Origin of the sequence: Streptomyces sp. NPDC088730, from assembly GCF_044751215.1 — a bacterium.
Classification (GTDB): domain Bacteria; phylum Actinomycetota; class Actinomycetes; order Streptomycetales; family Streptomycetaceae; genus Streptomyces.
Genome location: NZ_JBIVLK010000006.1, coordinates 162,545 through 184,310, shown reverse-complemented (window position 1 = coordinate 184,310; position 21,766 = coordinate 162,545). Strand labels below are relative to the sequence as shown.

The window sequence follows — 21,766 nt, the reverse complement described above, 5'->3', positions numbered from 1 at the left end:
AGCATCTGAGTAACATCTGAGTAATCAGCGATCACCGCTGAATCCCACCCTCGCAGGCCCGAGGAGCCCCCAATGCAACTCGCCGCGATCATCGTGTCGCTGGTGCTGACCGTGGTCGGCGTTGCGCTCATCGCCCGAGCCGTCGCGCAGATCTACCGGTTCGTCACGCTCGGACAGCCGGTCCCGGCCGGCAGTCGCACGGACAACCCGAAACAGCGCACGATCACCCTGGTCAAGGAGTTCCTCGGCCACACCCGGATGAACCGGTGGGGGATCGTCGGCTTCGCGCACTGGTTCGTCGCCATCGGCTTCCTGACCCTGCCGCCGACGCTGCTCCAGGCGTACGGACAGCTCTTCAAGGCGGACTGGGTCCTGCCGGTCATCGGTGATTGGCTGCCGTTCGAGCTGTACATCGAGTTCATCGGCCTGATGACGACGGTCGGCATTCTCGTGCTGATCGCCATCCGGCTGCTGAACCTGCCCTCCCGGGCCGGCCGCAAGTCGCGGTTCGCGGGCTCGAAGGCCTGGCAGGCGTACTTCGTCGAGTACGTCATCCTCGTCATCGGCCTGGCGATCCTGACCCTGCGCGGTCTCGAAGGCGCGATCCACCACGTCGGCGGCTACGAGGCGGCGTACTTCGTCTCGTACCCGCTGGTCCTCGCCTTCAAGGGACTCGCGCTCGGCACGCTGCAGAACCTCATCTACCTCACCGCGATGATCAAGATCGGCGTCTCGCTGATCTGGATGATCACGGTGTCGCTCAACACCAACATGGGTGTCGCCTGGCACCGCTTCCTCGCCTTCCCGAACATCTGGTTCAAGCGCGAGGCCGACGGCGAGGTCGCGCTCGGCGCGCTGCAGCCGATGACGTCGGGCGGCAAGCCGATCGACTGGGAGGACCCGGGCGAGGACGACACCTTCGGTGTCTCCCAGGTCGAGCAGTTCTCCTGGAAGGGCATCCTCGACTTCTCCACGTGCACGGAGTGCGGCCGCTGCCAGTCGCAGTGCCCCGCCTGGAACACCGGCAAGCCGCTCTCCCCCAAGCTCCTGGTCATGTCCCTGCGCGACCACGCGCACGCCAAGGCCCCGTACCTGCTGGCCGGAGGCGGCAAGGACATGGAGGGCAACGAGAAGGCGACGGAGGAACAGCTCAAGGACGTCCCCGCCGCCGCCCTCGCGGAGGCCGAGCGCCCGCTGATCGGCACCGTCGAGGAGAACGGCGTCATCGACCCGGACGTCCTGTGGTCCTGCACCACCTGCGGTGCCTGCGTGGAACAGTGCCCGGTCGACATCGAGCACATCGACCACATCGTCGACATGCGCCGCTACCAGGTGATGATCGAGTCCGCGTTCCCGTCCGAGGCGGGCACGATGCTCAAGAACCTGGAGAAGAAGGGCAACCCCTGGGGGCTCGCCAAGAAGCAGCGCGTCGAGTGGACCAAGGAGGTCGACTTCGAGGTCCCGATCGTCGGCAAGGACGTCGAGGACCTCACCGAGGTCGACTACCTCTACTGGGTCGGCTGCGCCGGCGCCCTGGAGGACCGCGCCAAGAAGACCACGAAGGCCTTCGCGGAGCTGCTGCACATCGCGGGCGTCAAGTTCGCGATCATGGGCGGCGACGAGAAGTGCACGGGTGACTCGGCCCGCCGCCTGGGCAACGAGCCGCTGTTCCAGCAGCTCGGCCAGGAGAACGTGGCGATGCTGAACATGGCCTTCGGCGAGTCCCTCGACGAGGACGGAGGCGTGGACGACTCGACCAGGAAGGCCAAGGCCTCCAAGAAGATCGTCGCGACCTGCCCGCACTGCTTCAACACCATCGCGAACGAGTACCCGCAGCTCGGCGGCGAGTACGAGGTCATCCACCACACGCAGCTGCTCCAGCACCTGGTGGACGAGGGCAAGCTGATCCCGGTGACGCCGGTCGAGGGCCTGATCACGTACCACGACCCCTGCTACCTGGGCCGTCACAACAAGATCTACACGCCCCCGCGCGAGATCATCGCGAAGGTCCCGGGCCTGCGGAACGAGGAGATGCACCGCCACAAGGAGCGCGGCTTCTGCTGCGGCGCCGGCGGTGCCCGGATGTGGATGGAGGAGCGGATCGGCAAGCGCGTCAACAACGAGCGCGTCGACGAGGCCCTCTCCCTCAATCCGGACATCGTCTCCACCGCCTGCCCGTTCTGCCTGGTCATGCTGACCGACTCGGTCAACGGCAAGAAGAACGACGGCACGGCGAAGGAGTCGGTCCAGGTGGTCGACGTCTCGCAGCTGCTGCTCGACTCCGTCAAGACCCCCGCCGACCCGGCGGGCGAGCCGGAAACGGCGGACGCGCCGGAGCCGGAGCCGGTGAAGTAGCCGGCGACGCCCCACGGCGTCGCGGAAGCGGCCGGACCTGCCTCGGGGGCAGGACCGGCCGCTTCCGCCTTCCCGGCCCGGTGGCGCGTCGTGTGGTGCGGCCACCGGGCATCGAGGTACCCGGAACGAACGAGGGCGGAGACCACTCCAGTGCGGATACGAGTCGCGAGGGCGACGGCCACGGCCGCGGCCGGCTGCGCCTGCGCCCTCCTGCTGGCGGCCTGCGCGGGCTCCCCGGCCCCCTCCGGCTCCCCGGCCCCCTCCGCCCCCTCCGGCTCCCCGGCCCCCTCCGGACCGGGCAAGAACGGCGACGCCCCGCCCGCCGCGCTGTCCGGGCTCGCCGGCGCACAGCGCCACCCGGTCCCGCGCGGCGGCGGCAGCCGCACCCCCGACGACTTCAACGGCGACGGCCACCGCGACCTCGTCCTCGACCACCTGGTGAAGCCCGCGGCCGATGCCCACGGCGACGACGCGGGCATCGGCATCGTGTACGGCTCCGCCTCCCGGGGCCTGGACCCTTCGGTACGCCAGTCGCTGAGCGCGCACACCAACGCCGCCAAGATCGGCGACACCCTCCCCTCGGCGTTCGACGCGGAGGCCTCCTGCGACCTGGACCGGGACGGCTTCACCGATCTGGTCGTGTCCACCGACCCTCCGTACGACGGCATCGGACGCCCGCCCGTACCGCTGCAGATCCTCTTCGGCTCCCCCGCGGGCCTCACCGGCAGGGCGGTCGCGCTCCGCATCCCGGACCGGGCCCGCTCCGGCGACGAGTGGCCCGGCCACCCGGTCTGCGGCGACTTCGACGGGGACGGGAAGCCCGACCTGGCCGTGACGGCGAGCGCGGACCGGCTCAGCTTCCTGCGCGGCCCCTTCACCCGTGACGACCGCCCGCACGAGGCCGGGGCCACCATCCCGGGGGCCGGCCCAGCGCTGTCCGCGCCCGAGCCCCGGGCGGACGTGAACGGGGACGGCTACGACGACCTGGTGTACGCCGCCCGCACCCACGAGCCCGGTACGGCGGCCAAGGGCACCCTGCTGCTCGGCAGCCCGGACGGACCGGGCCGGCCTGGCGGCCCGTACCGCTTCGGGGCCCCGGCCGGAGAGCTCCCGGCCGCGCCCCTGCGCGGGAACCCGGGGGCCGGCGCCCCGTCCCGAGCGGAAACGACCCTGCTGACGCGCTACGCGGACTTCGACGGCGACCGGAAGCCGGACACGGTGGTGCGCACCCACCGCGGCGAGACGGCCGACCTGATCGCCCTGTACCCGGCGGCCACCCCGGACCGCCCGCTGATCACGTTCACCAGCGCGCTGTTCAACGCGGGCTGACCACCACCGCGCGCCCTCCCCCGCCACTGCCCGTCCACTGCCCGTCCACTGCGGACAACCCCCCAGGGTTCCCTTAGGGGATGTCACAGCTGAGCGTCAAAGGCGGCCCAGTTCCCCCGCCCCTCCCACCCACCCCGGACGGACCAGGTACGTTCGATTACGTGGCTGGATTCAGGATCGGACGCGGCCGGGACAACCGCACCCCGCAGCAAGCGCAGCAGCAACCGCGGCAGCAGCCGTACGGCAATCAGGCACCGCCGCCGTACGGACAGCAGCAATGGCCGCCGACGGGAGGAAACGGCGCCCCGCCCAACGGCGGCGGCTACCAGGGCGGCTACGACGGAGGCGGCCGGAACAACGGCGGCCACCACCCCGGTGGCGGGTACCAGGCCGGCGGCGGGTACCAGGGCGGCGGCGGACCGGACGAGCCGGAGTACTTCGCCGACCCGTACCCCCAGCCGCAGCACCCCCAGCACCCGCACCAGGGCGGCGACCCGTACGCGAACAACCCGGGCCACACGCAGGCCTTCAGCATCGACGAGGACCCCTACGGCGACGGGAACACCTACCGCGCCGGCCAGGCCCCCGTCCAGCCTGCGGGCCCGCGCCTGCACTGGAAGCAGCTGCTGACCGGCATCGTGACACGCCCCGCCGCGACGTTCTGGCAGATGCGCGACTACCCCGTCTGGGGCCCGGCGCTCATCGTCACGTTCCTCTACGGCCTGCTGGCGCTCTTCGGCTTCGACCAGGCCCGCGACGACACGATCAACGCCCCGGTCGGCAACGCCATCCCCTACGTCATCATCACGGGTGTCGGCTTCGTGATCGGCGGCCTGGTGCTCGGCGCGGTCACCCACTCGCTCGCCCGCCAGCTGGGCGGCGACGGCGCCTGGCAGCCGACGGTGGGCCTCTCCATGCTGATCATGTCGATCACGGACGCCCCGCGCCTGATCTTCGCGCTGTTCCTGGGCGGCGAGAACTCCCTGGTCCAGATCCTCGGCTGGCTGACCTGGCTGGCGGCGGCGGCCCTGCTCACCTCGATGGTGAGCAAGTCCCACGACCTGCCGTGGCCGAAGGCGCTGGGCGCCGGCGCGATCCAGCTGATCGCGCTGGTGTCGATCCTCAAGCTGGGCACGATCTGACCGAGCCGAGAAGACCCCCGGAGCCTGAGGCCCCGGGGGTCTTTCCACGTGTCCCGCTTCCCGCGTCCCGCGCCGCTCAGGCGTCGAGCACCTGCCCGCCGCGCCGCACGACGGGCTTCTCCACGCTCCAGGGGAAGTTGATCCAGCGATCGGTCTTCTTCCACACGTACTCGCACTTCACGAGCGAGTGCGACTTCTCGTAGATCACGGCGGACCGCACCTCGGCGACATGATCGATGCAGAAGTCACGCACCAGCTTCAGCGTCTTCCCGGTATCGGCGACGTCGTCGGCGATCAGGACCTTCTTGTCCGAGAAGTCGATGGCGTTGGGCACGGGCGCCAGCATGACGGGCATGTCGAGTGTGGTGCCCACCCCGGTATAGAACTCCACGTTCACCAGGTGGATGTTCTTGCAGTCCAGCGCGTACGCCAGCCCGCCGGCGACGAAGACCCCGCCCCGCGCGATGCTCAGCACCACATCCGGCTCGTACCCGTCATCGGCGACGGCCTGCGCCAGCTCCCGCACGGCATGCCCGAAACCGTCGTACGTCAGATTCTCCCGCGCGTCATCACTCACCCGGCGTCACACCTGCGTCCGGTGGAAGTTCATAAAGGACCGCGACGCGGTGGGACCGCGCTGCCCCTGATACCGCGACCCGTACCGCTCGGAGCCGTACGGGAACTCCGAAGGAGAGGTCAGCCGGAACATGCACAGCTGGCCGATCTTCATCCCCGGCCAGAGCTTGATCGGCAGCGTCGCCAGATTCGACAGCTCCAGCGTCACGTGCCCGGAGAACCCCGGATCGATGAACCCGGCCGTCGAATGCGTCACCAGCCCGAGCCGGCCGAGCGAACTCTTGCCCTCCAGCCGCGACGCGAGATCGTCGGGCAGCGAGATGACCTCGTACGTCGAGGCGAGCACGAACTCACCGGGGTGCAGGATGAACGCCTCGTCCCCGTCCGGCTCGACGGTACGGGTCAGATCGACCTGCTCGATCGCGGGATCGATATGCGGATAGCGGTGGTTCTCGAACACCCGGAAGTAGCGGTCGAGCCGCACATCGATGCTCGACGGCTGCACCATCGACGTATCGAACGGATCAATACGTACGCGTCCGGCGTCGATCTCGGCCCGGATGTCCTTGTCTGAGAGAAGCACCCACCGAGGATACGCAGAACGCGCGGACCCACCCACATCGGGCCGCCCCGCGCGCCTGTCACCACGTTCCCGGAAGCCCTACCGCTCCTCGAACCCCACCGGCACGGCATGCCGCAACCGGGCGCAACGAGGACAGCGGATAAGCCGCCCGGGACCGATCCGCCCGGACCCGAGCTGCTGCATCGGGAACGAGGCGGTAGCGAAAACGTGCCCTTCGGCACAGCGGACGACGGTGCGCTCCATGGACTCCATCAAGTCCCTTCCCCATCAAGCCGTGGACGAGAAAGCCACATTAGGGGATGAACGGGACGCCACTCCACGCGGCACTCCGGCAACCCACGCTACGCCCCCAACTCCCGCCCCACCCACCCGCATCCACCCCGCACCACGATCCACTCCCACCCCACCCACCACCGGGGCACGCACATCGAGGGGCCCGCCATGGGGTACAGTGTGGGACGATGCGTCGCTGGTCAGCCAGTGCGTTACGCGGGTGTAGTTTAATGGTAGAACATGAGCTTCCCAAGCTCAGAGCGCGAGTTCGATTCTCGTCACCCGCTCCACGACTAAGGCCCAGGTCATCGACCCGGGCCTTGTTTGTTGTCTGGACCTGTCTAGGTGTCGCGTGCCCGTTCCGTGCCCGATCGCTGCTTGGCCTGCTCCTCCTGTGCCCGGAGCCGTGCGGCGCGCACGTGAGCGTCGATGCCGTCGGCCACCTCCTTCTGCCGCTCGGTGTCGGAGTGCTGATAGATCAACGCGGCCCGCTCGGTGGACTGGCCAGCCCGCACCATCGTGTCCTTGAGGGTCGCCCCGGACCGGGTCGAAAGGGTGTGCCCCGTGTGCCGGAGGTCGTAGAAGCGGAAGTTCTCCGGCAAGCCGACCGTGGCCCGCGCCTTACGCCACTTCCGGCCGAAGGTGGAGCGGCGGAACGGCTTGCCCCTCTCCCCCACGAACAGCAACCCGTCCGGCGTCTTCTCGGCGTACCAGTCGAGATGGCGCTCCAGATCGGTCGCCATGAACGCCGGCAGCACGAGGAAGCGCCGACCGGCCGCCGACTTCGTGTCCCCCGGAGCGCGACGGCCCGTGGTCAGCTCAGGTTCAGCCGTACGGACCCAGACCCCGACGTTCTCCAGGTCCACGTCCGGCCGACGCATCGCCGCCTGTTCCTCGGGCCGGGCCGGTCCGTACGCGGCGATATAGACCATCAGCCGCCACCGGGGACCCATCGCGTCGGCCAGGGCATCGACCTGCGGGACGGTGGCCGTCGGGCGCTCCTCCGCGGATTCCTTGCCCGCACCCTTGATCCGGCACGGATTGCGACGGATCAGCTCGTCGTCCACGGCGGTCTCCATGATCGCCTTGAGGAGCCGGTACGACTTGGCCACCGTTGTCGGCGCCTCAGTCACCTTCAGCCTCTCGGTGCGCCAGGTCCGGACGCCGGGCGGCGTGATCTTGTCGAGGTCGACTGCCTCGAAGGTCGGCAGGAGGTGCAGCCGGAGCAGGCGGCGATACAGCTCGTCCGTCGTCGCTGCGAGGCCACGCTCCTCCACCCACCGAAGGGCGTACTCACCAAAGTTCACCTTGCCGGCGTCAGGGTCGCGCCAGTCTCCTGACCGAACCTCGCTCTGCCGGTCGGCAAGCCAGTCGTCAGCATCCCTCTTGGTCCGAAACGTCTCGGGCGCCGGGCGGTCGATGCCGTCCGGCCCCAGATAGCGAGCCTGATACCGCCCCGAGGGGAGCTTGCGCACACGGCCGAACTGCCGCTTCTTGCCCGCCATCAGGCGACACCCCGCAGACGACGCGCGGACGTGACCGTGTGGGCGGCCACGAACGCCTCCACCACGTGCTCCGCGATCCGGACGTGTCGGCCCACCTTCACGTACTCAATGCGCCTTTCCGCGATCAAACGGCGCGGGAACCGAGCGGTCGTACCGAGCAGTTCGGCAACCTGCTCAACAGTCAGCAGCTTGTTCGTCATGATCAGCATTCCCCTGTCTCTTCGAGTTCTGCGCGGTGTTCGCGGGCGGTTTCGCGGTTGTGTTGGATGTCGCGGTGGATGTTGGCGGCGAGCCAGGATTCGCCGGGGGTGTGGCCGTTTCCGGCGTAGGCCCAGTGCGCGAGGGTGAGCGTGGTGGCTTCTGGGTGGTCGTCGGGGTCGGGGAGGCCGAGGGCGGCTCGTTGTTCGGCGGCGCGGTAGTCGGCGCGAACCTGTCGGAGGGCCCCGAGGGTGGTGGAGTAGGCGCGGGATTTGGTGGAGAAGTGGCCGCGGAAGCCGAGCATGTGGGCCCAGTCGCGGAGCTTGCGTTCCGGGTAGGCGTGGTGCAGGTCCAAGCACGCCTCGATCAGCCGCCGGGGGTGCTCGGGCACGTCGAGGAGGACGAGCGCTTCCTTGTTGCCGACACGGTGGTCCACGGTGCCGGTCGTCTCAGCTGCCTTGGTGGCGTACTTGGCGACGTAGGAGGCGACGGCCTGTTCGGTGAGGTCTTCGCCGTTGCCGAACGCGCCGATGGGCTGCACGTCGAGCTGTGTGCCCCACCGCAACGTCCACCCCTGGGTGATCCCAGCTTCCGGAACGGCCGGCACGAGGACCTCAACCCGGGCGGCAGCGGCGCGGATCGCGTCTTCGAGAAGGTCGTGGGTGGCCCAGGCCGGGGGCGGGGTGTCCGGGCCGTCAGGTCCGTCGAAGCGGATGACCGCGTGGAAGTGGACGGCCCCGCGCTTCTGGTACTCCGCGACCTTGCCGAAGGAGACCTTGGACTGTTCGCGGGCGGCTTTCTGGGTGAGTCCGGCGCGGCGGGCGATTTCGCGGCGGAGGTAGATCGTGAAGTAGCGCCAGAGGTCGGAGGCGTGGTTGTTCCACAGCACCGCCCCCGCATAGTCGTACGTGTCCGGGTTCAGCGGCGTGCCCAGCTCCGGCGCGTCCTCCGGGTGCCGAACCCCGCAGCGGCAGGTGCGGTTGCCGGGCCGGTTGTGGACCGGGCCGAACGAGGGGGCCGTGAGGGTGGCGAAGACCCGTGGGTGGTCCCGGATCGTGGTGGGGGTGCCTTTGTCGGGGTCGCCGGTGAGTCCGGCGCGGATGAGGTGGTAGGTGTCGCCTGCGTAGGTCCAGGCGCAGGCGGGGCAGCGGGAGGCGCGGCGGTTGCCGCAGGCGATCCGTAACCGGCCGCCGGGCTCGGTGTCGGTCGAGTAGTGGTGCAGGACCGTGCCCGTGGTGCGGTCGACGGTCTTGGTGGCGCCCGTGAGGTGGATGGGCTGGGAGCAGCCGCCGGTGCGGCGGAGTTGTTCGGTGAGGCGGTCGAAGCCGGGAGACCCGACCACCCGGAGCAGGTCGCCCAGGGTGGTCGGGTCCAGGCCCGCCGTGGTGGCGGTGTGGGTCATGTGGTGCACCACCCGTTGTCGCAGCCCTCGTTGTCGGTGTCGAACAGGGGGAGCTGGTCGCCGCCCTTGAAGAGCTGGCGCAGGGGCCGTCCGGTGCGGGTGAGGTAGACGGGGCGCTTGCCCTTGGTGGCGAGGTGGTGGTTGATGGTCTCTTCGACCTGGCAGGCCCGCTCGAACCGGGCGGGGTTCTTCTCCCGCATGGCCTGCCATTCGGGGATCTTGCGCATGGGGCAGAAGTCGCAGGAGGACTTCGGGGGCACGGGCAGTCCGGCCGTGCGGATGATGCGCGGGCAGTCCGCCCGCCGGATCTTCAAGTCCAGCAGCGGGTAGGTCAGCCGCTCGTACGGCATGGCCTTGCCTGCGTTGGCGCGGCCGATCTCATCCAGGCTGATGCCCATAGCGACGGTCGCGGGGTTCTGGGGTGTTGCCCCGTTGGCCTTGAGCCACTTTCCGGTGACGAGGATCTTGAAGTCGTAGGTGCAGGAGCGGGTGCCGGGTTTGCCGTTGGAGAGGAAGACGGGGATCGTCTGGCGGCTGCCGTTGCTGTTGATGATGCGCTGGCGGATCGTCTCGGTCTCACCGCCGCGAAGGTGGCGTTCCAGCTCGATGAGCTTCAGGTTGTGGGCGGCGGCGAAGGGCTGGGCGTAGTCGCGGACGTAGGCGATGGTGTCGGGGTTCTCGCTGTCGCTGCCGACGTTGGCGAACAGGAAGGTGTCGAAGTCGAGGCGGCCCTGTGCGGCGAGGACGAGGGCGGCCATCGATTGCCAGCCACCACCGAAGCTGAAGGCCCGCAACGAGCTCTGCGTGCTGGTCATCGCCGGGCCTCCGTCCGGTTGTGGGCGGGGCCGTGGTTCGCGGTGTAGCCCTCGACCAGGGCCTTGACCTGGCTGTCGCCCGTGGCGGTGGCCTTGGCTCCGCAGTGGCAGACAGCCGAGCCGGTGGCGGGGGCATTCGGGGAGGGCTTGCTGACGTGGAGGCCGGGGCGGTCCGGGGTGGGGGTCAGGTTGGCCATGGCGCTCAGGCCCCGATCCGGGTGTGGGCGCGGGCGCGGGCGGGGGTGGTGTGGCCGGTGCCGTGGCAGGCGGGGCAGTGGGCGGTGATGGTCTGGCGCTGCCCGTCGGGGGTGGTCTGGCCGGTGGTGATGGTGACGGTGGGGAAGCCGTCGCAGTGGCCGCAGATCGGCCGGGGCAGGGTGTGCTGGGGCATGATGGGATCTCCCTTTCGGGTCCGTTGGATCTGGAAGTGGTGGGCGCCCGGGGCGGCGGAAACTTGGCGGTTGAGGCCGCCCCGGGGGCTGTCAGCGGTTGTTCGGGCGGTTGAGCAGCGAGCGCAGCACCACGGCGCAGATCGCGACGGACGCGGCGGTGATCGCGGTCGCGAGGAGCATCGAGACCAGGACCGTGCCGACGACGAGGACCATGGCGGTCCCGCCCGCGGCGGCGACGAGGAGCGATCCCGGGGTGAGCTGGACGGCCGGCCGGGAGACCGGAGCAGCCGGGATGGGCGTCGGGGCGGTGGTGTGGCAGGTGCAGGCCAGGGTGTGGGTGATGCCTGTCAGCGGCTGGACGAGGGACGTGCCCGGGGTAGGGGCGGTGTCCGAAGGCGGGATCTTCGGGGTGAACACGGTTCCTCCTTCTCAGGGGTTGCAGCGGTGGGTGCGGGCCGCGAGTTCGGCGGCGGAGCGGTTGAGGTAGTCGGCGGAGAAGTTGCAGCCGGGGGCGGTGCAGGCGGCGGTGTGCTTGGTCCGGCCGCGGCCGTCGTGGTGGGTGCCGACCTGAACGGGTCCGACGCGGAGCACGTTCGTGAAGCGGTTCGGACGCGCCATGACATGAACCTCCGTATGGATTAGGCGAGTTGATTGGTGATGGCGTCTGCGAGGGGTGCGGGGACGCCGAGGCGGGCGCGCAGGGTGGCGGAGTCAATCCGGCTGCCGGTGGTGGCCTGGTGGGAGTCGGCGAGCTTCCGGGCGTGATCCAGAAGGGCCGGAGGAACCGCCGCGGCCGGAGCGGACACCGGAGACGCGGCGGCTTCCTCAGGGGCAGGCGCGGGAGGAAGTTCGGGGGCCCGCTCCACGGTCACGTCCGGGACCGGTTCGGCGGCCGGAGCAGCCGGCGGTGCGGCAGCCGGCGCGGGGTCCGCTTCGCTGGGCGCGTTGGTGGGGGCGTGGACGAGGAGGGTGCCGCCGAGGAAGGCGAGGGCGGGCCAGCCAGCAACGAGGATGCGCAGCCAGGCCGGAACGTCGCCCAGGTCGAGGAGTCCTGCGGTGGCGACGTTCGCGCCGAGCGACGCGGCCAGAGCGATGATGAACCAGGCCCAGGCGGCGCGGTTGTCGGCGGTGGTGCGCATGCGACGCCAGGCCACGACCAGCAGGAGATCGACGCTGATGGGGTAGGCCCAGGCTTTCCAGCCGTCCTGCCCGGCCGCTTCGGCCAGGTCATGCAGGTGCGCGAAGGACAGGGCACCGGCGATCACGGCCTGAACGAGTACGGCGTCAATGCGGATGCGAGGCACGGGATTCACCTCCTTTCAAGGGGTGGGCCGGTGCCGGGCGGGGAACGGGCCGCCGCCGGGCACCGGAGCGGGGAGGGACTGTCAGGCGTCCGGGGCGAGGCCGGAGCCGAGGCAGTTGAGGCAGAGGCCGTCCTGCTGGCCGACCGGGCGGCGCTTGCGTCCGACGCGGACCGTGGCGGCGACCATCCCGGACCCGTTGCACGGCGAGCACACGGCCGGGGCGGGCGAGATGTTCTTCGGGGGCTTGGTGGTGGTCCGACGGGTGGCCATGGCGGTGGTTCCTTCCGGTTCCGGGCATGGGCGGGGTAAGGACCTGGCGCGAAGCAGTCACGCCAACTGGACTTGCAGGCAAGGGAGTTAGCCGGTTGCCGGGTGAGGCTTGAGGACCGGTGAGCCCGGGGCCGGGGCGGCGGAGACGGCCGGCCGGAAGGGTGCCAGAGCGGCGAGATGCGGGGTGAGGTGCGCGAACTCGTGGCAGACGGCCACGGCTTGGGCGGGGGTCATGGCGGGGGTGCGGATGCGGGACCAGCCGCCGGAGGAGTCACCGGCCACCGCGACACCGGGACGGTCCGGCGGGATGGTGGTCGCGGCGAAGACCGCTTCGGGGGCGATGTCCCCGAGCGCCATCTCGGCGGTCTGCTTGTCGTTGACCCGGTGCACCACACGCCCGGTGAGCTGAGCACGCAGTGCGGTCGCGCCCTTGCCGAGGTCGGAGCCGAAACGCTGCCCGCACACCTCCAGGAAGATCCCGACCGCACGGGCCATCTGCGCGAGCCGGATCATCCGCATCACCATCCGGTCCCGCCGCTCCTCGTCCTTCTTCACAGCGACGAGGAACAGCTCCGCGACCTCGTCCACCAGAACGACCAGCGGCACCGGGCGGACCTTCGCGGGCAGGCCCCACAGGTCCGAGACGCCATGAGAGCTGAGGAGGTCGAAGCGCTCCTCCATCTCCCCCACGAGGGCTTCCAGCAGGCCGTCAGCCTCGTCCGGGGTGATCGCCAAGGCGGAGAGGCGGGGCGCGTAGCCGCGCTGTTCCACACCCCGCTTGCAGTCGATCCCGACCAGGCCGACCGGGAGCTTGGCCAGGCCGGAGATAAGGTTGCGCTGATACATCGACTTGCCCGACTGGTTCGCACCGACCGTCAGGGCGTGCGGGACCTTCTGGTAGTCCCGGACGAACGCCGTACCGTCCTCCCGCAAGGCGACCGGCACGACCAGCGGACCGGCGGTCGTGTTGCGCGGGAGCCGGCGGGGCATCTTCACGCGGCGCAGCACGTCGTAGCCGGTCATCCGCAGTTCCACGAACCCCGGCTTCACCTCCACCACGTGGACGGAGTGGACGCCCCAAGCGTGGCGGAGCCGCTCGGAGGCGGCAGACACGTCGGCAGGCTCCAGACCGGCCGGGAGGCGAAGCGTCGCCCGCATCCCGGTCGAGGAGTAGCGGACCCGGCGGACCTGCGGGGGCACGGGCTGGACTTCCTGGCGGGCCACGTTGCGGACCATGAACGCCCGCAGGCGGGACGGCTGGACCGTCAGCCCGCACACATCCATCGTCGCCCGGTACGTCACCGAGAACCGGACCCGTGCGACCGGGGCACCGACCAGCGACCAGAACACCCGAGGAGAGCGGGCCTTCGCGTAGCCGAGGCCGCCGGCGGCCGATAAGGCCCCCGCCACCTCGATCACCGTGGACAGGTCCGACATGATCAGGCCCCCAGCGGGGTCACGGCGACCGCGCGGAAGCTGATCCCGTGCCGGGTCTGGCCGTTGAACGTGTTCTCCCAGTCCCGGGCCTTGAGGCCGACGACCGTGACCGGGGTGCCGGGGGCCAGGTTCTCCGGGACGCCCGTGTTGGGCACGGTCACCTGGTAGAGGTTGCCCTCACCCTCGTCCGCGACCAGCAGGCCCACCGTCGCGAGCGGGGCACCGGTCTCCCGGTCGATCGCGATCTCACCGGTCTGCTTGCTCACGAGCTTCGGCGTCGGAGGCGTCGCCACGAACACGACAGCGGTCGAAGTGTCGATCTTGAAGGACGGCATCTGATACTCCCTGAATCGTGTGGAGCAGCCCAAAGAGGACCCTCGACGTTCACTGTCCTAGGACTGCGAACCGCTAAGCAAGACTATGGACCGCAGTCTCGGGACTGTCAACAGTCCTGGGACTGTGTTTGACTTGGCTCCGACGAGAGGAGTTCGGGATGACGCCTAAGTGGCGCGAGCTGGCAGACAAGCTGGCCGACCAGATCAAGGCAGGTGAATACCGTCCGGGCGAGCAGCTCCCGCATATTCGGGAGCTGGTCGACGCCGGCAAGGGCTCCAAGTCCACGGTCCACGCCGCCTACAAGGCCCTGGAAGCCGAAGGCCTGGTCACATCATCCCGAGGGCATGGCACGGTCGTACGCCAGCGGGTTCCGCTCAAGCGGCTCGGTATCGACCGATACGACAAGGCCAAATGGCGCGATGGCGACGAAGTGGCGTTCATTGCGGACCGCGTAGCGAGTGGTCGCGCCTACCGCCGGAACGAGCAGACGCAGACGGTCAGCCTCGTTGAGGCTCCCCTCGCCGCATCCGAAGCACATGGGCTGCCCGCAGGGGCCGAGGTGTATGCGCGGGCCCGACTTGTGAAGGAGGGCCAGCAGCCCACCCACTGCTTGACCAGCTATTACCGGCCCGAGCATGTCGAAGGAACCCGCCTCGTTGACCCGACTCCTGGACCGGCCGGCCGAGGTGGAGGGTTCCGGGTGCTCTATGACGCCGGTTACGAGATCGACCACATGAAGGAGCAGATCTTCGCTCGGACGGCCACGGCCGACGAATCGAAGCTCCTCCAACTTCCCCCAGGGGAACCCGTCGTCGAGTTGCACCGGACGACGTACACGGCCGATGGCACGGTGGTGGAGTTCGCCATCGGGGTACACGCGGCATCGCGCTTCGCCTGGGAGTACAAGTTTCAGGTGCCCGACTCGGCGACGGAGAAGGAAACCCCTCAGTGATCACCACGCAGGATTGGGAAGACGCCCGGCGCATCTGGAGCTATCACCAGATGGGCCACGCCCTTCAGCCCTGCTCCGTTGCCATCGGGCTCGGCAGCCATGACCTCGGAGTAGCCGACACGTCGGTAGACCTCTACAAGCGCGGGCTGGCACCGCTTCTCCTCTTCACCGGGGCCACGAGCCCGACGACCAAGGAACGGATGCCCCGGGGCGAAGCTGTCCACTACCGGGAGCGGGCACTCGAATTGGGGGTGCCTGGTTCTGCTGTTCTTGTGGAGCCCAGGGCGCGCAACACGGGTGAGAACATTCGCTTCGCGCGGGATGTGTTGGAGAAGGAGGGCGTTGAGGTGGCCTCCGTACTCCTGATCAGTAAGCCGTACGAGGAGCGACGGGCATACGCCACAGCCCGCAAACTATGGCCCCAAGTGGAGATCGTCAGCGCTTCGACACCAATGACGCTGGACGAGTACGTGAACTCGATCGGTGACGCACGTCTGGTGATCGACATGCTCGTCGGCGCACTGCAACGATTGATGATCTACCCGGATCAGGGATTCATGATCCGCCAGCCCGTACCTGCCGACGTATCCGAGGCGTACCAGCGCCTCCGCCAAGCCGGGTTCACCAGCCGACTCCTCGCGACGGATTCACCCTCTGCTTGACCGAGCCTGAGAGCTGTTACAGGTTTCTCTACCTCATCAAGGCACCCGGCTGCGCTCCGCTCCGCCGGGCGCGCTTCCCGGCTCCGCTCCGGGCGCCGCTCCTGCCTTCGGCCCGCTCCGCCCGCGCTGCGCCGACGCGCGCCCGCTGTGTAGGCCCGTGGGGCATGAGTCGAGAACCAAGCCCGCGACTTCAAGAGGATGCCTCCGGCGGGGGCGCTCAGACTCCGGGATGGACGGGGCACCGTTCGCGGGTGCCGGCCGGAGCGGGGCGAGCGTCGCGGGGGCTCCCATCCCGTCCACCTTCGACCCAGGCAGAGCCGAGCAGTCGCGGCCCAGGGCGTCAAGGTCGTTCGTACAGTGGCGCGCTCCACCTTGACGCCCTGAACCACGACCGCTCCACGACGTGTGGGTCGAAGGCGGACGGGATGGGAGCCGGGCTAGGGGTAGGCAGATAGAAGTGCAGCTGTCTCGTGCGCCTCCCAACGAAGGCCGTATTTCGGTATCGTGCCCTATAGCTCAGCAAAACAGTAAGGCGAAGAGGCAGCGATGCCATGGGCAGCACAGGGGGGCCGATGCTCGAACAAATGCTCAACAAGGCGCGGAAATTTGGCTTTTCGGTCTCTCAAGAGAGCCAGCAAATTTCAATCAATCTTCCAGGCTCGCCGATACAACTGCATCTTGAACAGGTAGAAGACCACAAGCTTTACGCCGCCCTCTATTTGCGAACTTCATCCTGGGATTGGCCTGGAGAACGCTCCGATCTCCACGACGCATTTTCCTTGATTGCTGCGTCTTTTCTTGCAGAGACAGGCATCAATTCCTGCGCCTTGTTGGATGTCCCCCATCCAGCCATTGAAACCCGCGAGGCGGAAATTTTTGCGCGCTTTATAGCTATAGCGCAGCCCAGCGGTGGGTATTATTCAACGGATTCGGGCGATCTAGTTGAGATTGAGAAGCTTATTGAGGCTTTGTGGCTGACCGAGCGCTTTATACATCTCTTGCTTCCTATGCATCCCCCTCACGATGATGACTCGCAAGATCCCTTCACAGAAGAAATGGCGGAGCTGCAAGAATGGGCAGTTCGAGTTGCTCGCGCCCTAGGGGAGTCCGCAAACGAGGCAGAAGACACATATTCCGCGCGGTCCACTCCTCAGTGGCTCTATTACAGGTGCGCCCACGAAGAGATATCCGTCTTTGAGTGTGCGCAGCTTGCTGACGCTTTTCTTTATTTGGCGAAAATGTCACCTGAGAAAAAGCAGCGCCTGCCAGGGGTTACTGGAGACCTCATCCTCCGTGGCCCCCTTTCCAACTATGCTTCAAGTGAGCGGTCGGCCCGCCTGGTCGGAATCGCGAGCAAATTGACGGAAGCGACAACATCGGAAGAAGGAACATTCATAGCTTTGGAGAATGTGCTAATTTTCGTACGAGGGGCGCTGGTTGTAGCTGTAGGCACGGGAGCGGGGCGTCGCGAATTTGACGCGGAAAGAGAGCGCGTGTTTATGCGACACCAGAATGAATCCGCCTTCCTATTTCCCGTCCAGAGATTTACCTGGTCAGACGCAATCAACGGCGGCCGGTTTCAAAACCTTGTTCAGGAAATACTCCAACGCGAACCCGGAGTATCGACGGTTCGGTCTATAGGTGGCCCAAACGAAGGGGACGGAGGGCGAGATCATATTGCGGATTGGGTGACTCCAATCCAGGAGTATGGCGTAACCGAGGAGCTCGCCAGGAAGCTGACTAAGCGTCGGCGAGTAGTGGTGCAATGCAAGGCCCTCAAAGCGTCGGTCGGGAAGTCGAAGATTCCAGATCTACGGGATATCCTCGAAGATAACGAGGCAGACGGCTACCTCCTAGTCGCATCGGGAGAGGTCGGAGTAACCGCAGCCGATCACCTGCTCAATCTGCGTAAGAGAATGGGTTATTTCACTGATTGGTGGGGGCGGGCCGAAATTGAAGATCGCCTTCGCAAAAACCCTGATATTGCATTGAGGTACACGGATGTAGTTGTTCCTGTCGATTCTCCCTCCTGAACTGGATCAGCTAATTAATTCTCTCGACTCCCTCCAGAACATCGTCGGGCCCACACGCCAATGCCCTCGTTTGGTCGATTCACGAGTGTCGACGGTGGACATGTTGGGAGCGCTCAGCGCTTGCCATAGCGGAACCACTGCCCGTGAAGGCATTGTGGCTGACAGGTACAAGGCACGCGGTATCCACACCTGGGTATGCGTTGGAACAGGCCCTTTAGATACAGCGGTGGCGTGACGCAACCCCAACAGTTGCCTCCGCCCGTCACCGTCTCTCCGAGACGCCCTAGCGACTGGTATGACCGTCACCGCTGATCTGGATCGAGCTACGGATCAGAAGGCAGCCGTGCCCGATCCGTGCCCGGCGAGGCGGTGAACCACGGTCAACCACAGGTGCCAGGATGAGCCCGTGAGATCACCTTGACGCCCATCTCCGCAGGTCAGCGGAGCAGGGCGGACCGAGGAGGCGTTGATTCCCAAGCTCAGAGCGCGAGTTCGATTCTCGTCACCCGCTCCATGATGAAGGCCCTGGTCAATGACCGGGGCCTTTCTTGTTGTCTAGACCTCTTGTCGAGTGTCGTGCCCTCCGCGTGCCCCAACTCCTCGAAACTCGCTGGTGGGCACCTGCTGCCGCACCACCTCAGAGGATGCGGCAGCAACGCGTCTCGCATGGCGGGATCCAGTTCGCGTGGCCTGCATCACCTATAGCGATGACTGGGTTTCATCACGACCGCCGAGTGCGCGTCATCGCACCACGGACAACTGCGGGCGCCCGGCGGTCCCCGGACCAAGGGGACTGCGCCCGCCATTTTGTGCGGTTACAACGAGACCGAAGATGAGGTCGCTGAGATCTGCAGCCCGCAGCTGAAGGTCCCGTGCCACATCGGCCTGTGGCGTGCCCTCGGCCCGCAGCGCCGCGAAGACCTTCCCCAGCACCTGCGAGGTCTCACGGGCGAGTCCACTCTGGGGTTCCGCCTTGCGATACCCCAATCGTCCAAGATCCACGCAGTGGGTGCGGTACTGCCACTCAGTGGTGAGGCCCAGTTCGTGCAGGCGGTGGGCCAGCGCCATGGCCGCGACTTTCCAGCGCCGCTTCGCCTGAAGGATCCAATTTGTGCTGGGGTTACGGGGCGTGTGGGCGAGTACGTCTGCGGCCGGCATGAGTAGGGCGGCTGCGAAGCGATGGGCCTCACCTTCGGCTTCCGGGCCATGGGGAACCTGCTCCTCGCCGTGCAGGACCAGGTGGCCCAGTTCGTGGGCAGCATCGAATCGCCCTCGTTCGGCGGTCTTCTCTGTGCCGAGCAGCACGAAGGGAACACCCCGGTCCCAGAAGGAGAAGGCGTCGACCTCCGGGCAGTCACGGGACAACGAGAAGACACGAACCCCATGCGCCTCCAGCAGATGGACCATGTTCGGGATAGGGGCGACGCCCAACCCCCAACGCGCACGTACGAGTTCAGCAGCACGCTCGGCCGGACAGTCCGAAGAGTCAGCCTCCCCGGGAAAAGGACCCTGCCGCCCATCCCCTAGACGACTGAAAGACGTGAGGGACGGTAGAGCCGGTGTCGGGAGCCGAAACCGGGTAGCAATCCAATCGTGCAAAACCCGGGCCAGCCGGCCACTACTGAGAGCAATGTCCCTCTGTGAAGCGGTCATTTTACTCAGCGCCCTGAAGCTCACCGACTCAACAGGCAGGTCGGCGACCTCCTCGGCGCTGAAGAACGTTTCCGGGAACTCCAGCGCCTCGGCCACGGCTGAGAGGGAAGGCGCACTGGGGTGCGCCCGGCCGTTCTCAAAGTCCGACAACCGTCGGGCTGTGAGTCCGGTCAGCTGAGCGAGGCGGGTGACGGTAAGCCCGCGGCGTTTACGCGCCAGGACGAGCCGAGAAGCGGTGGTCATGGAAGTGCCAATGGGTTGGGGACGGGACCTGTCAGCCCAAGCGTTCGATGGGGATGTCGATGCCACCCTCGTCTTCATCGTTCGGGAACGGCTTGAAGCCCTCGAAGTCCAGGTAGGGGAAGACGATCCGCTCGTGCCAGCTGTCGATCTTGCCACGACTGCCCGTGTCATTCGGCAGCGACAGCTCGTAGTACAGCCTTGTCCCAGTCAGGGTGTTCACGTGCTGGTACAGCAGAAACCACGTGGGGATGCCGTCGCCCACCTCCTGCGGGGCCGGCTCGACCTCGTAGTCGGGGAGCATGAGCTGCCGGTTGGTCTCCACTCTGCGAATGACAGCAGAGCCCTTCGAGTAGCGCGTGGACGGCATGAGTCCGGCGTAGCCCGCGCCCTTACTACCGCTGGACGCCGTGACAGCGAAGTCTCCCGCCGGGGAGAGCAGGAGCGACACATTGCTGGGGCTCACGCTGCGCCATCCATGAGGGATGTACGCCTCACGCAGAAAACGAACCGTCCGTCCCCAGAAGATGTTGCCGGGCAAGGAGACGGGGTCAAGCGGAGTACAGAAGTTGCGCTCCGCCTCGGCACGCCGCAGAACCTGTTCGATCGTTTCGACTGAGAGTCCCAGCTCGGCGAGCCGGTCCCGACCACGAGAATCCTCAACGTGCACGACTGCCATGCCCAGCCCCTGACAACAGAGAGTGATTTCCGGAAATCCTCCCTCAAATGAGGTAGAAAATCAAGAAGCCGAGCTGGTCAATCGCTTGCGCCGATGCGCGCCCCCTGCGGTTCATGGGTCGGCAGCAGAGGAGGCTCAGTGGGCCACCTCCGGCAACCCTCGAGACTTGCACGACCAACCGAGCACGGGCACGAAGGCCAGGGCGACTAGCGCGAACACGGCGGGCAGTGCAGAGCGCAGCTGAACGCGTCAGTACTCATTCATGCGATCACGAAAACCACGCGCGATCCTCGCTGCCGCGTTCTTTGCGGCGGTGACTGCGGTGGTCCTCACCAGACGTTACCGGCCGGCGCTCAAGACGACGGGGCTTCGCAACCCGGTACCCGGTCGGCGGTTATGGGTGTCGGCAGGCTGGCCGTCACAGCCCCGTCCACCAGCGGACTCCAGTTGATCGCCAACGAGCATGAACACATCTCGAAGTCCATCGCGGCGGTTACCACCGATTCCGATATCGGTGCTGCGCTCACCGTTCGGCCGTCGGTCGCCGGCGCGACTGAGCCGTCCACCGCGTGCACCAGAGCCTGGTAGAGCAGATGCGGACCGGCGCCGCTGTAACCCCCCGCCGAACAGGTGCCTGAGCAGAAGTGTCGCCGTTATCATTGACCGGTGATCGGCAACCTTGAGTCGTTCCAGGACGAGCTGGCCGCCAGCGGGTTTCCGCCGCTGATCAACAAGCTGGCCGGGGCCGGCTTCCGGGGCGGGATCGCCACCCGTGACCTCGGGCCGCTGCGGCTGGTCTCCCTCGACACGCCCGAGAGCGCCTGCATCGGGCGGGAGCGCGACGCCACCGACGGCGAGAACCTGGCGGTCAAGGTGATGGCCCGGGGCCGGACGCGGATCGAGCAAGGGCGCGGCGACGCCGAACTCGGGCCGACCGACCTGGTACTGCTCGATCCCACGCGTACGCTCCGGTTCGAGAGCACCGCCGCGGCGCACGTCACCATCCTGGTTCCGCGCCGGGAGCTTCGGATCCGGCCCGCGCAGATCGACCGGCTCATCGGCGTACGCATCGACGGCAGCCACGGCCCGGGCGCGCTCGTCTCCGTGCTGGCCCGGGAGTCGGCGTGGTCGGTGACCGAGTTCCGCGAGGCGGAGGCGCTGCGGTCGGCGGCGGCCATCGTCGAGCTGATCGCGGTCGCCCTGGAGGCCCGGCTCGGCGACGAACAACCGGCCCCCGACGAGTGGCTGCGGAGCCGGATCGCCGGCTACATCGAGACCCGGCTGGCCGATCCCGATCTGTCCCCGCGCGGCATCGCCGCCACCCACAACATATCCGTACGCCGGCTGCACAAGCTCTTCGAGGACCAGCCGCTCACCGTCGCGGCCCTGGTCCGCCGTCGCCGCCTGGAGCGCTGCCGGGCCGAGCTGACCGGAAGCGGACGTACGGTCACCGCCGTGGCCGCCCGGTGGGGATTCTCCGATCCCACCCATTTCAGCAAGCTCTTCAAGGCGACGTACGGCTACAACGCCCGTGCACTGGTAACCAGCAACCGTGCACAGACGACCAAGACGCGCACAGCCGGCCCGGACAAGGATGGTGGTGACCAAGGCAGGCAATAGCAAGAGGAGA

Annotated in this window: 23 protein-coding genes, 1 tRNA gene and 1 pseudogene; 8 read left to right on the top strand and 17 right to left on the bottom strand. The window is 67.6% G+C overall.

Annotation, left to right across the window (positions count from 1 at the left end; translation table 11 throughout):
• Nucleotides 1–72: 72 nt before the first annotated feature.
• From ACIP89_RS20355 to ACIP89_RS20345, 3 genes are all read left to right on the top strand, one after another.
• Entirely contained in the window at nucleotides 73–2,355 is a 2,283-nt protein-coding gene (locus tag ACIP89_RS20355; protein ID WP_402116012.1) for a (Fe-S)-binding protein, read from the top strand.
• A gap of 150 nt (nucleotides 2,356–2,505) precedes the next feature.
• Nucleotides 2,506–3,684, top strand: coding sequence for an FG-GAP repeat domain-containing protein (locus tag ACIP89_RS20350; RefSeq protein WP_402116011.1), 1,179 nt, complete (start codon nucleotides 2,506–2,508; stop codon nucleotides 3,682–3,684).
• A 161-nt stretch (nucleotides 3,685–3,845) separates the two neighbouring features.
• The gene (locus ACIP89_RS20345) at nucleotides 3,846–4,826 is read left to right on the top strand and encodes a Yip1 family protein (protein ID WP_402116009.1); all 981 of its coding nucleotides are present in this window, start codon (nucleotides 3,846–3,848) and stop codon (nucleotides 4,824–4,826) included.
• Nucleotides 4,827–4,902: 76 nt separating this feature from the next.
• On the opposite strand, the gene ACIP89_RS20340 is transcribed toward ACIP89_RS20345, so the two are convergent.
• On the bottom strand, nucleotides 4,903–5,403 hold the full coding sequence (locus ACIP89_RS20340) for a phosphoribosyltransferase (RefSeq protein WP_401924452.1): 501 nt from the start codon (nucleotides 5,401–5,403) through the stop codon (nucleotides 4,903–4,905).
• A gap of 6 nt (nucleotides 5,404–5,409) precedes the next feature.
• On the bottom strand, nucleotides 5,410–5,985 hold the full coding sequence (gene dcd / locus ACIP89_RS20335; RefSeq protein WP_401924455.1) for a dCTP deaminase: 576 nt from the start codon (nucleotides 5,983–5,985) through the stop codon (nucleotides 5,410–5,412).
• Nucleotides 5,986–6,474: 489 nt separating this feature from the next.
• On the opposite strand from dcd, the gene ACIP89_RS20330 reads away from it, so the two are divergent.
• A tRNA-Gly gene (locus tag ACIP89_RS20330) sits at nucleotides 6,475–6,548 on the top strand.
• A gap of 51 nt (nucleotides 6,549–6,599) precedes the next feature.
• On the opposite strand, the gene ACIP89_RS20325 is transcribed toward ACIP89_RS20330, so the two are convergent.
• The 12 genes from ACIP89_RS20325 to ACIP89_RS20270 form a co-directional block, all read right to left on the bottom strand.
• Nucleotides 6,600–7,763, bottom strand: a complete 1,164-nt coding sequence (locus ACIP89_RS20325) for a tyrosine-type recombinase/integrase (RefSeq protein ID WP_030701139.1) — start codon at nucleotides 7,761–7,763, stop codon at nucleotides 6,600–6,602.
• A complete protein-coding gene (locus tag ACIP89_RS20320) occupies nucleotides 7,763–7,963 on the bottom strand; it encodes an excisionase family DNA-binding protein (RefSeq protein WP_402116008.1) in 201 nt (66 codons plus the stop codon). The genes ACIP89_RS20325 and ACIP89_RS20320 overlap by 1 nt, the downstream gene beginning before the upstream one ends.
• A gap of 2 nt (nucleotides 7,964–7,965) precedes the next feature.
• Nucleotides 7,966–9,363: a replication initiator protein RepSA gene (repSA, locus tag ACIP89_RS20315; RefSeq protein ID WP_402116006.1), complete on the bottom strand. Its 1,398-nt coding sequence runs from the start codon at nucleotides 9,361–9,363 to the stop codon at nucleotides 7,966–7,968.
• Nucleotides 9,360–10,178: a phosphoadenosine phosphosulfate reductase gene (locus ACIP89_RS20310; protein ID WP_402116004.1), complete on the bottom strand. Its 819-nt coding sequence runs from the start codon at nucleotides 10,176–10,178 to the stop codon at nucleotides 9,360–9,362. Before ACIP89_RS20310 ends, repSA begins: the two co-directional genes overlap by 4 nt.
• Nucleotides 10,175–10,375, bottom strand: coding sequence for a hypothetical protein (locus ACIP89_RS20305; protein WP_402116002.1), 201 nt, complete (start codon nucleotides 10,373–10,375; stop codon nucleotides 10,175–10,177). The genes ACIP89_RS20310 and ACIP89_RS20305 overlap by 4 nt, the downstream gene beginning before the upstream one ends.
• A 5-nt stretch (nucleotides 10,376–10,380) precedes the next feature.
• Nucleotides 10,381–10,569 (bottom strand): hypothetical protein, encoded by a 189-nt coding sequence (locus ACIP89_RS20300; protein WP_402116000.1) that lies wholly within the window; start codon nucleotides 10,567–10,569, stop codon nucleotides 10,381–10,383.
• A 91-nt stretch (nucleotides 10,570–10,660) separates the two neighbouring features.
• Nucleotides 10,661–10,987 carry a SpdD protein gene (locus ACIP89_RS20295; RefSeq protein ID WP_402115998.1) on the bottom strand — a complete coding sequence of 109 codons (327 nt, stop codon included), beginning with the start codon at nucleotides 10,985–10,987 and terminating at the stop codon, nucleotides 10,661–10,663.
• A 12-nt stretch (nucleotides 10,988–10,999) separates the two neighbouring features.
• A complete protein-coding gene (locus tag ACIP89_RS20290) occupies nucleotides 11,000–11,188 on the bottom strand; it encodes a mobile element transfer protein (protein ID WP_030075804.1) in 189 nt (62 codons plus the stop codon).
• Nucleotides 11,189–11,208: 20 nt separating this feature from the next.
• Nucleotides 11,209–11,874 carry a DUF2637 domain-containing protein gene (locus tag ACIP89_RS20285; protein ID WP_402115997.1) on the bottom strand — a complete coding sequence of 222 codons (666 nt, stop codon included), beginning with the start codon at nucleotides 11,872–11,874 and terminating at the stop codon, nucleotides 11,209–11,211.
• An 81-nt stretch (nucleotides 11,875–11,955) separates the two neighbouring features.
• The gene (locus tag ACIP89_RS20280) at nucleotides 11,956–12,144 is read right to left on the bottom strand and encodes a hypothetical protein (RefSeq protein ID WP_402115995.1); all 189 of its coding nucleotides are present in this window, start codon (nucleotides 12,142–12,144) and stop codon (nucleotides 11,956–11,958) included.
• Between the two features lie 87 nt (nucleotides 12,145–12,231).
• Nucleotides 12,232–13,581, bottom strand: coding sequence for an FtsK/SpoIIIE domain-containing protein (locus ACIP89_RS20275; protein ID WP_402115993.1), 1,350 nt, complete (start codon nucleotides 13,579–13,581; stop codon nucleotides 12,232–12,234).
• A gap of 2 nt (nucleotides 13,582–13,583) precedes the next feature.
• Entirely contained in the window at nucleotides 13,584–13,916 is a 333-nt protein-coding gene (locus ACIP89_RS20270) for a hypothetical protein (RefSeq protein WP_030701162.1), read from the bottom strand.
• A gap of 158 nt (nucleotides 13,917–14,074) precedes the next feature.
• Between ACIP89_RS20270 and ACIP89_RS20265 the strand changes: the two genes are divergently transcribed.
• The 3 genes from ACIP89_RS20265 (at nucleotide 14,075) to ACIP89_RS20255 (ending at nucleotide 17,564) form a co-directional block, all read left to right on the top strand.
• Complete coding sequence (locus ACIP89_RS20265) at nucleotides 14,075–14,869, top strand: GntR family transcriptional regulator (RefSeq protein WP_381051236.1); 795 nt, start codon at nucleotides 14,075–14,077, stop codon at nucleotides 14,867–14,869.
• Entirely contained in the window at nucleotides 14,866–15,531 is a 666-nt protein-coding gene (locus tag ACIP89_RS20260) for a YdcF family protein (RefSeq protein WP_381051234.1), read from the top strand. Before ACIP89_RS20265 ends, ACIP89_RS20260 begins: the two co-directional genes overlap by 4 nt.
• Before the next feature lie 551 nt (nucleotides 15,532–16,082).
• Nucleotides 16,083–17,564, top strand: coding sequence for a restriction endonuclease (locus ACIP89_RS20255; RefSeq protein ID WP_402115992.1), 1,482 nt, complete (start codon nucleotides 16,083–16,085; stop codon nucleotides 17,562–17,564).
• 741 nt (nucleotides 17,565–18,305) lie between these two features.
• Here the strand turns inward: ACIP89_RS20255 and ACIP89_RS20250 are convergent.
• The 3 genes and pseudogenes from ACIP89_RS20250 to ACIP89_RS20240 all read right to left on the bottom strand — a co-directional run bounded on the left by ACIP89_RS20250 (nucleotide 18,306) and on the right by ACIP89_RS20240 (nucleotide 20,136).
• The gene (locus tag ACIP89_RS20250; protein WP_402116158.1) at nucleotides 18,306–18,971 is read right to left on the bottom strand and encodes an ImmA/IrrE family metallo-endopeptidase; all 666 of its coding nucleotides are present in this window, start codon (nucleotides 18,969–18,971) and stop codon (nucleotides 18,306–18,308) included.
• A 324-nt stretch (nucleotides 18,972–19,295) separates the two neighbouring features.
• Nucleotides 19,296–19,460, bottom strand: a pseudogene (locus ACIP89_RS20245) (helix-turn-helix domain-containing protein); the annotation flags it as partial.
• 31 nt (nucleotides 19,461–19,491) lie between these two features.
• Entirely contained in the window at nucleotides 19,492–20,136 is a 645-nt protein-coding gene (locus ACIP89_RS20240) for a hypothetical protein (protein ID WP_402115991.1), read from the bottom strand.
• Nucleotides 20,137–20,802: 666 nt separating this feature from the next.
• Here ACIP89_RS20240 and ACIP89_RS20235 point away from each other — a divergent pair.
• A complete protein-coding gene (locus ACIP89_RS20235) occupies nucleotides 20,803–21,756 on the top strand; it encodes a helix-turn-helix domain-containing protein (protein WP_402115990.1) in 954 nt (317 codons plus the stop codon).
• The last annotated feature ends 10 nt before the right edge of the window (nucleotides 21,757–21,766 follow it).

Excerpts from the sequence above, each read along its gene's own strand:
- ACIP89_RS20305 (WP_402116002.1), bottom strand. The coding sequence starts at position 10,375 with ATGGCCAACCTGACCCCCACCCCGGACCGCCCCGGCCTCCACGTCAGC.
- ACIP89_RS20240 (WP_402115991.1), bottom strand. The coding sequence starts at position 20,136 with ATGGCAGTCGTGCACGTTGAGGATTCTCGTGGTCGGGACCGGCTCGCC.
- ACIP89_RS20280 (WP_402115995.1), bottom strand. The coding sequence starts at position 12,144 with ATGGCCACCCGTCGGACCACCACCAAGCCCCCGAAGAACATCTCGCCC.
- ACIP89_RS20325 (WP_030701139.1), bottom strand. The coding sequence starts at position 7,763 with ATGGCGGGCAAGAAGCGGCAGTTCGGCCGTGTGCGCAAGCTCCCCTCG.
- ACIP89_RS20290 (WP_030075804.1), bottom strand. The coding sequence starts at position 11,188 with ATGGCGCGTCCGAACCGCTTCACGAACGTGCTCCGCGTCGGACCCGTT.
- ACIP89_RS20300 (WP_402116000.1), bottom strand. The coding sequence starts at position 10,569 with ATGCCCCAGCACACCCTGCCCCGGCCGATCTGCGGCCACTGCGACGGC.
- ACIP89_RS20275 (WP_402115993.1), bottom strand. The coding sequence starts at position 13,581 with ATGTCGGACCTGTCCACGGTGATCGAGGTGGCGGGGGCCTTATCGGCC.
- ACIP89_RS20355 (WP_402116012.1), top strand. The coding sequence starts at position 73 with ATGCAACTCGCCGCGATCATCGTGTCGCTGGTGCTGACCGTGGTCGGC.
- ACIP89_RS20320 (WP_402116008.1), bottom strand. The coding sequence starts at position 7,963 with ATGACGAACAAGCTGCTGACTGTTGAGCAGGTTGCCGAACTGCTCGGT.
- ACIP89_RS20255 (WP_402115992.1), top strand. The coding sequence starts at position 16,083 with ATGGGCAGCACAGGGGGGCCGATGCTCGAACAAATGCTCAACAAGGCG.
- ACIP89_RS20250 (WP_402116158.1), bottom strand. The coding sequence starts at position 18,971 with ATGGTCCATCTGCTGGAGGCGCATGGGGTTCGTGTCTTCTCGTTGTCC.
- ACIP89_RS20265 (WP_381051236.1), top strand. The coding sequence starts at position 14,075 with ATGACGCCTAAGTGGCGCGAGCTGGCAGACAAGCTGGCCGACCAGATC.
- ACIP89_RS20310 (WP_402116004.1), bottom strand. The coding sequence starts at position 10,178 with ATGACCAGCACGCAGAGCTCGTTGCGGGCCTTCAGCTTCGGTGGTGGC.
- ACIP89_RS20270 (WP_030701162.1), bottom strand. The coding sequence starts at position 13,916 with ATGCCGTCCTTCAAGATCGACACTTCGACCGCTGTCGTGTTCGTGGCG.
- repSA (WP_402116006.1), bottom strand. The coding sequence starts at position 9,363 with ATGACCCACACCGCCACCACGGCGGGCCTGGACCCGACCACCCTGGGC.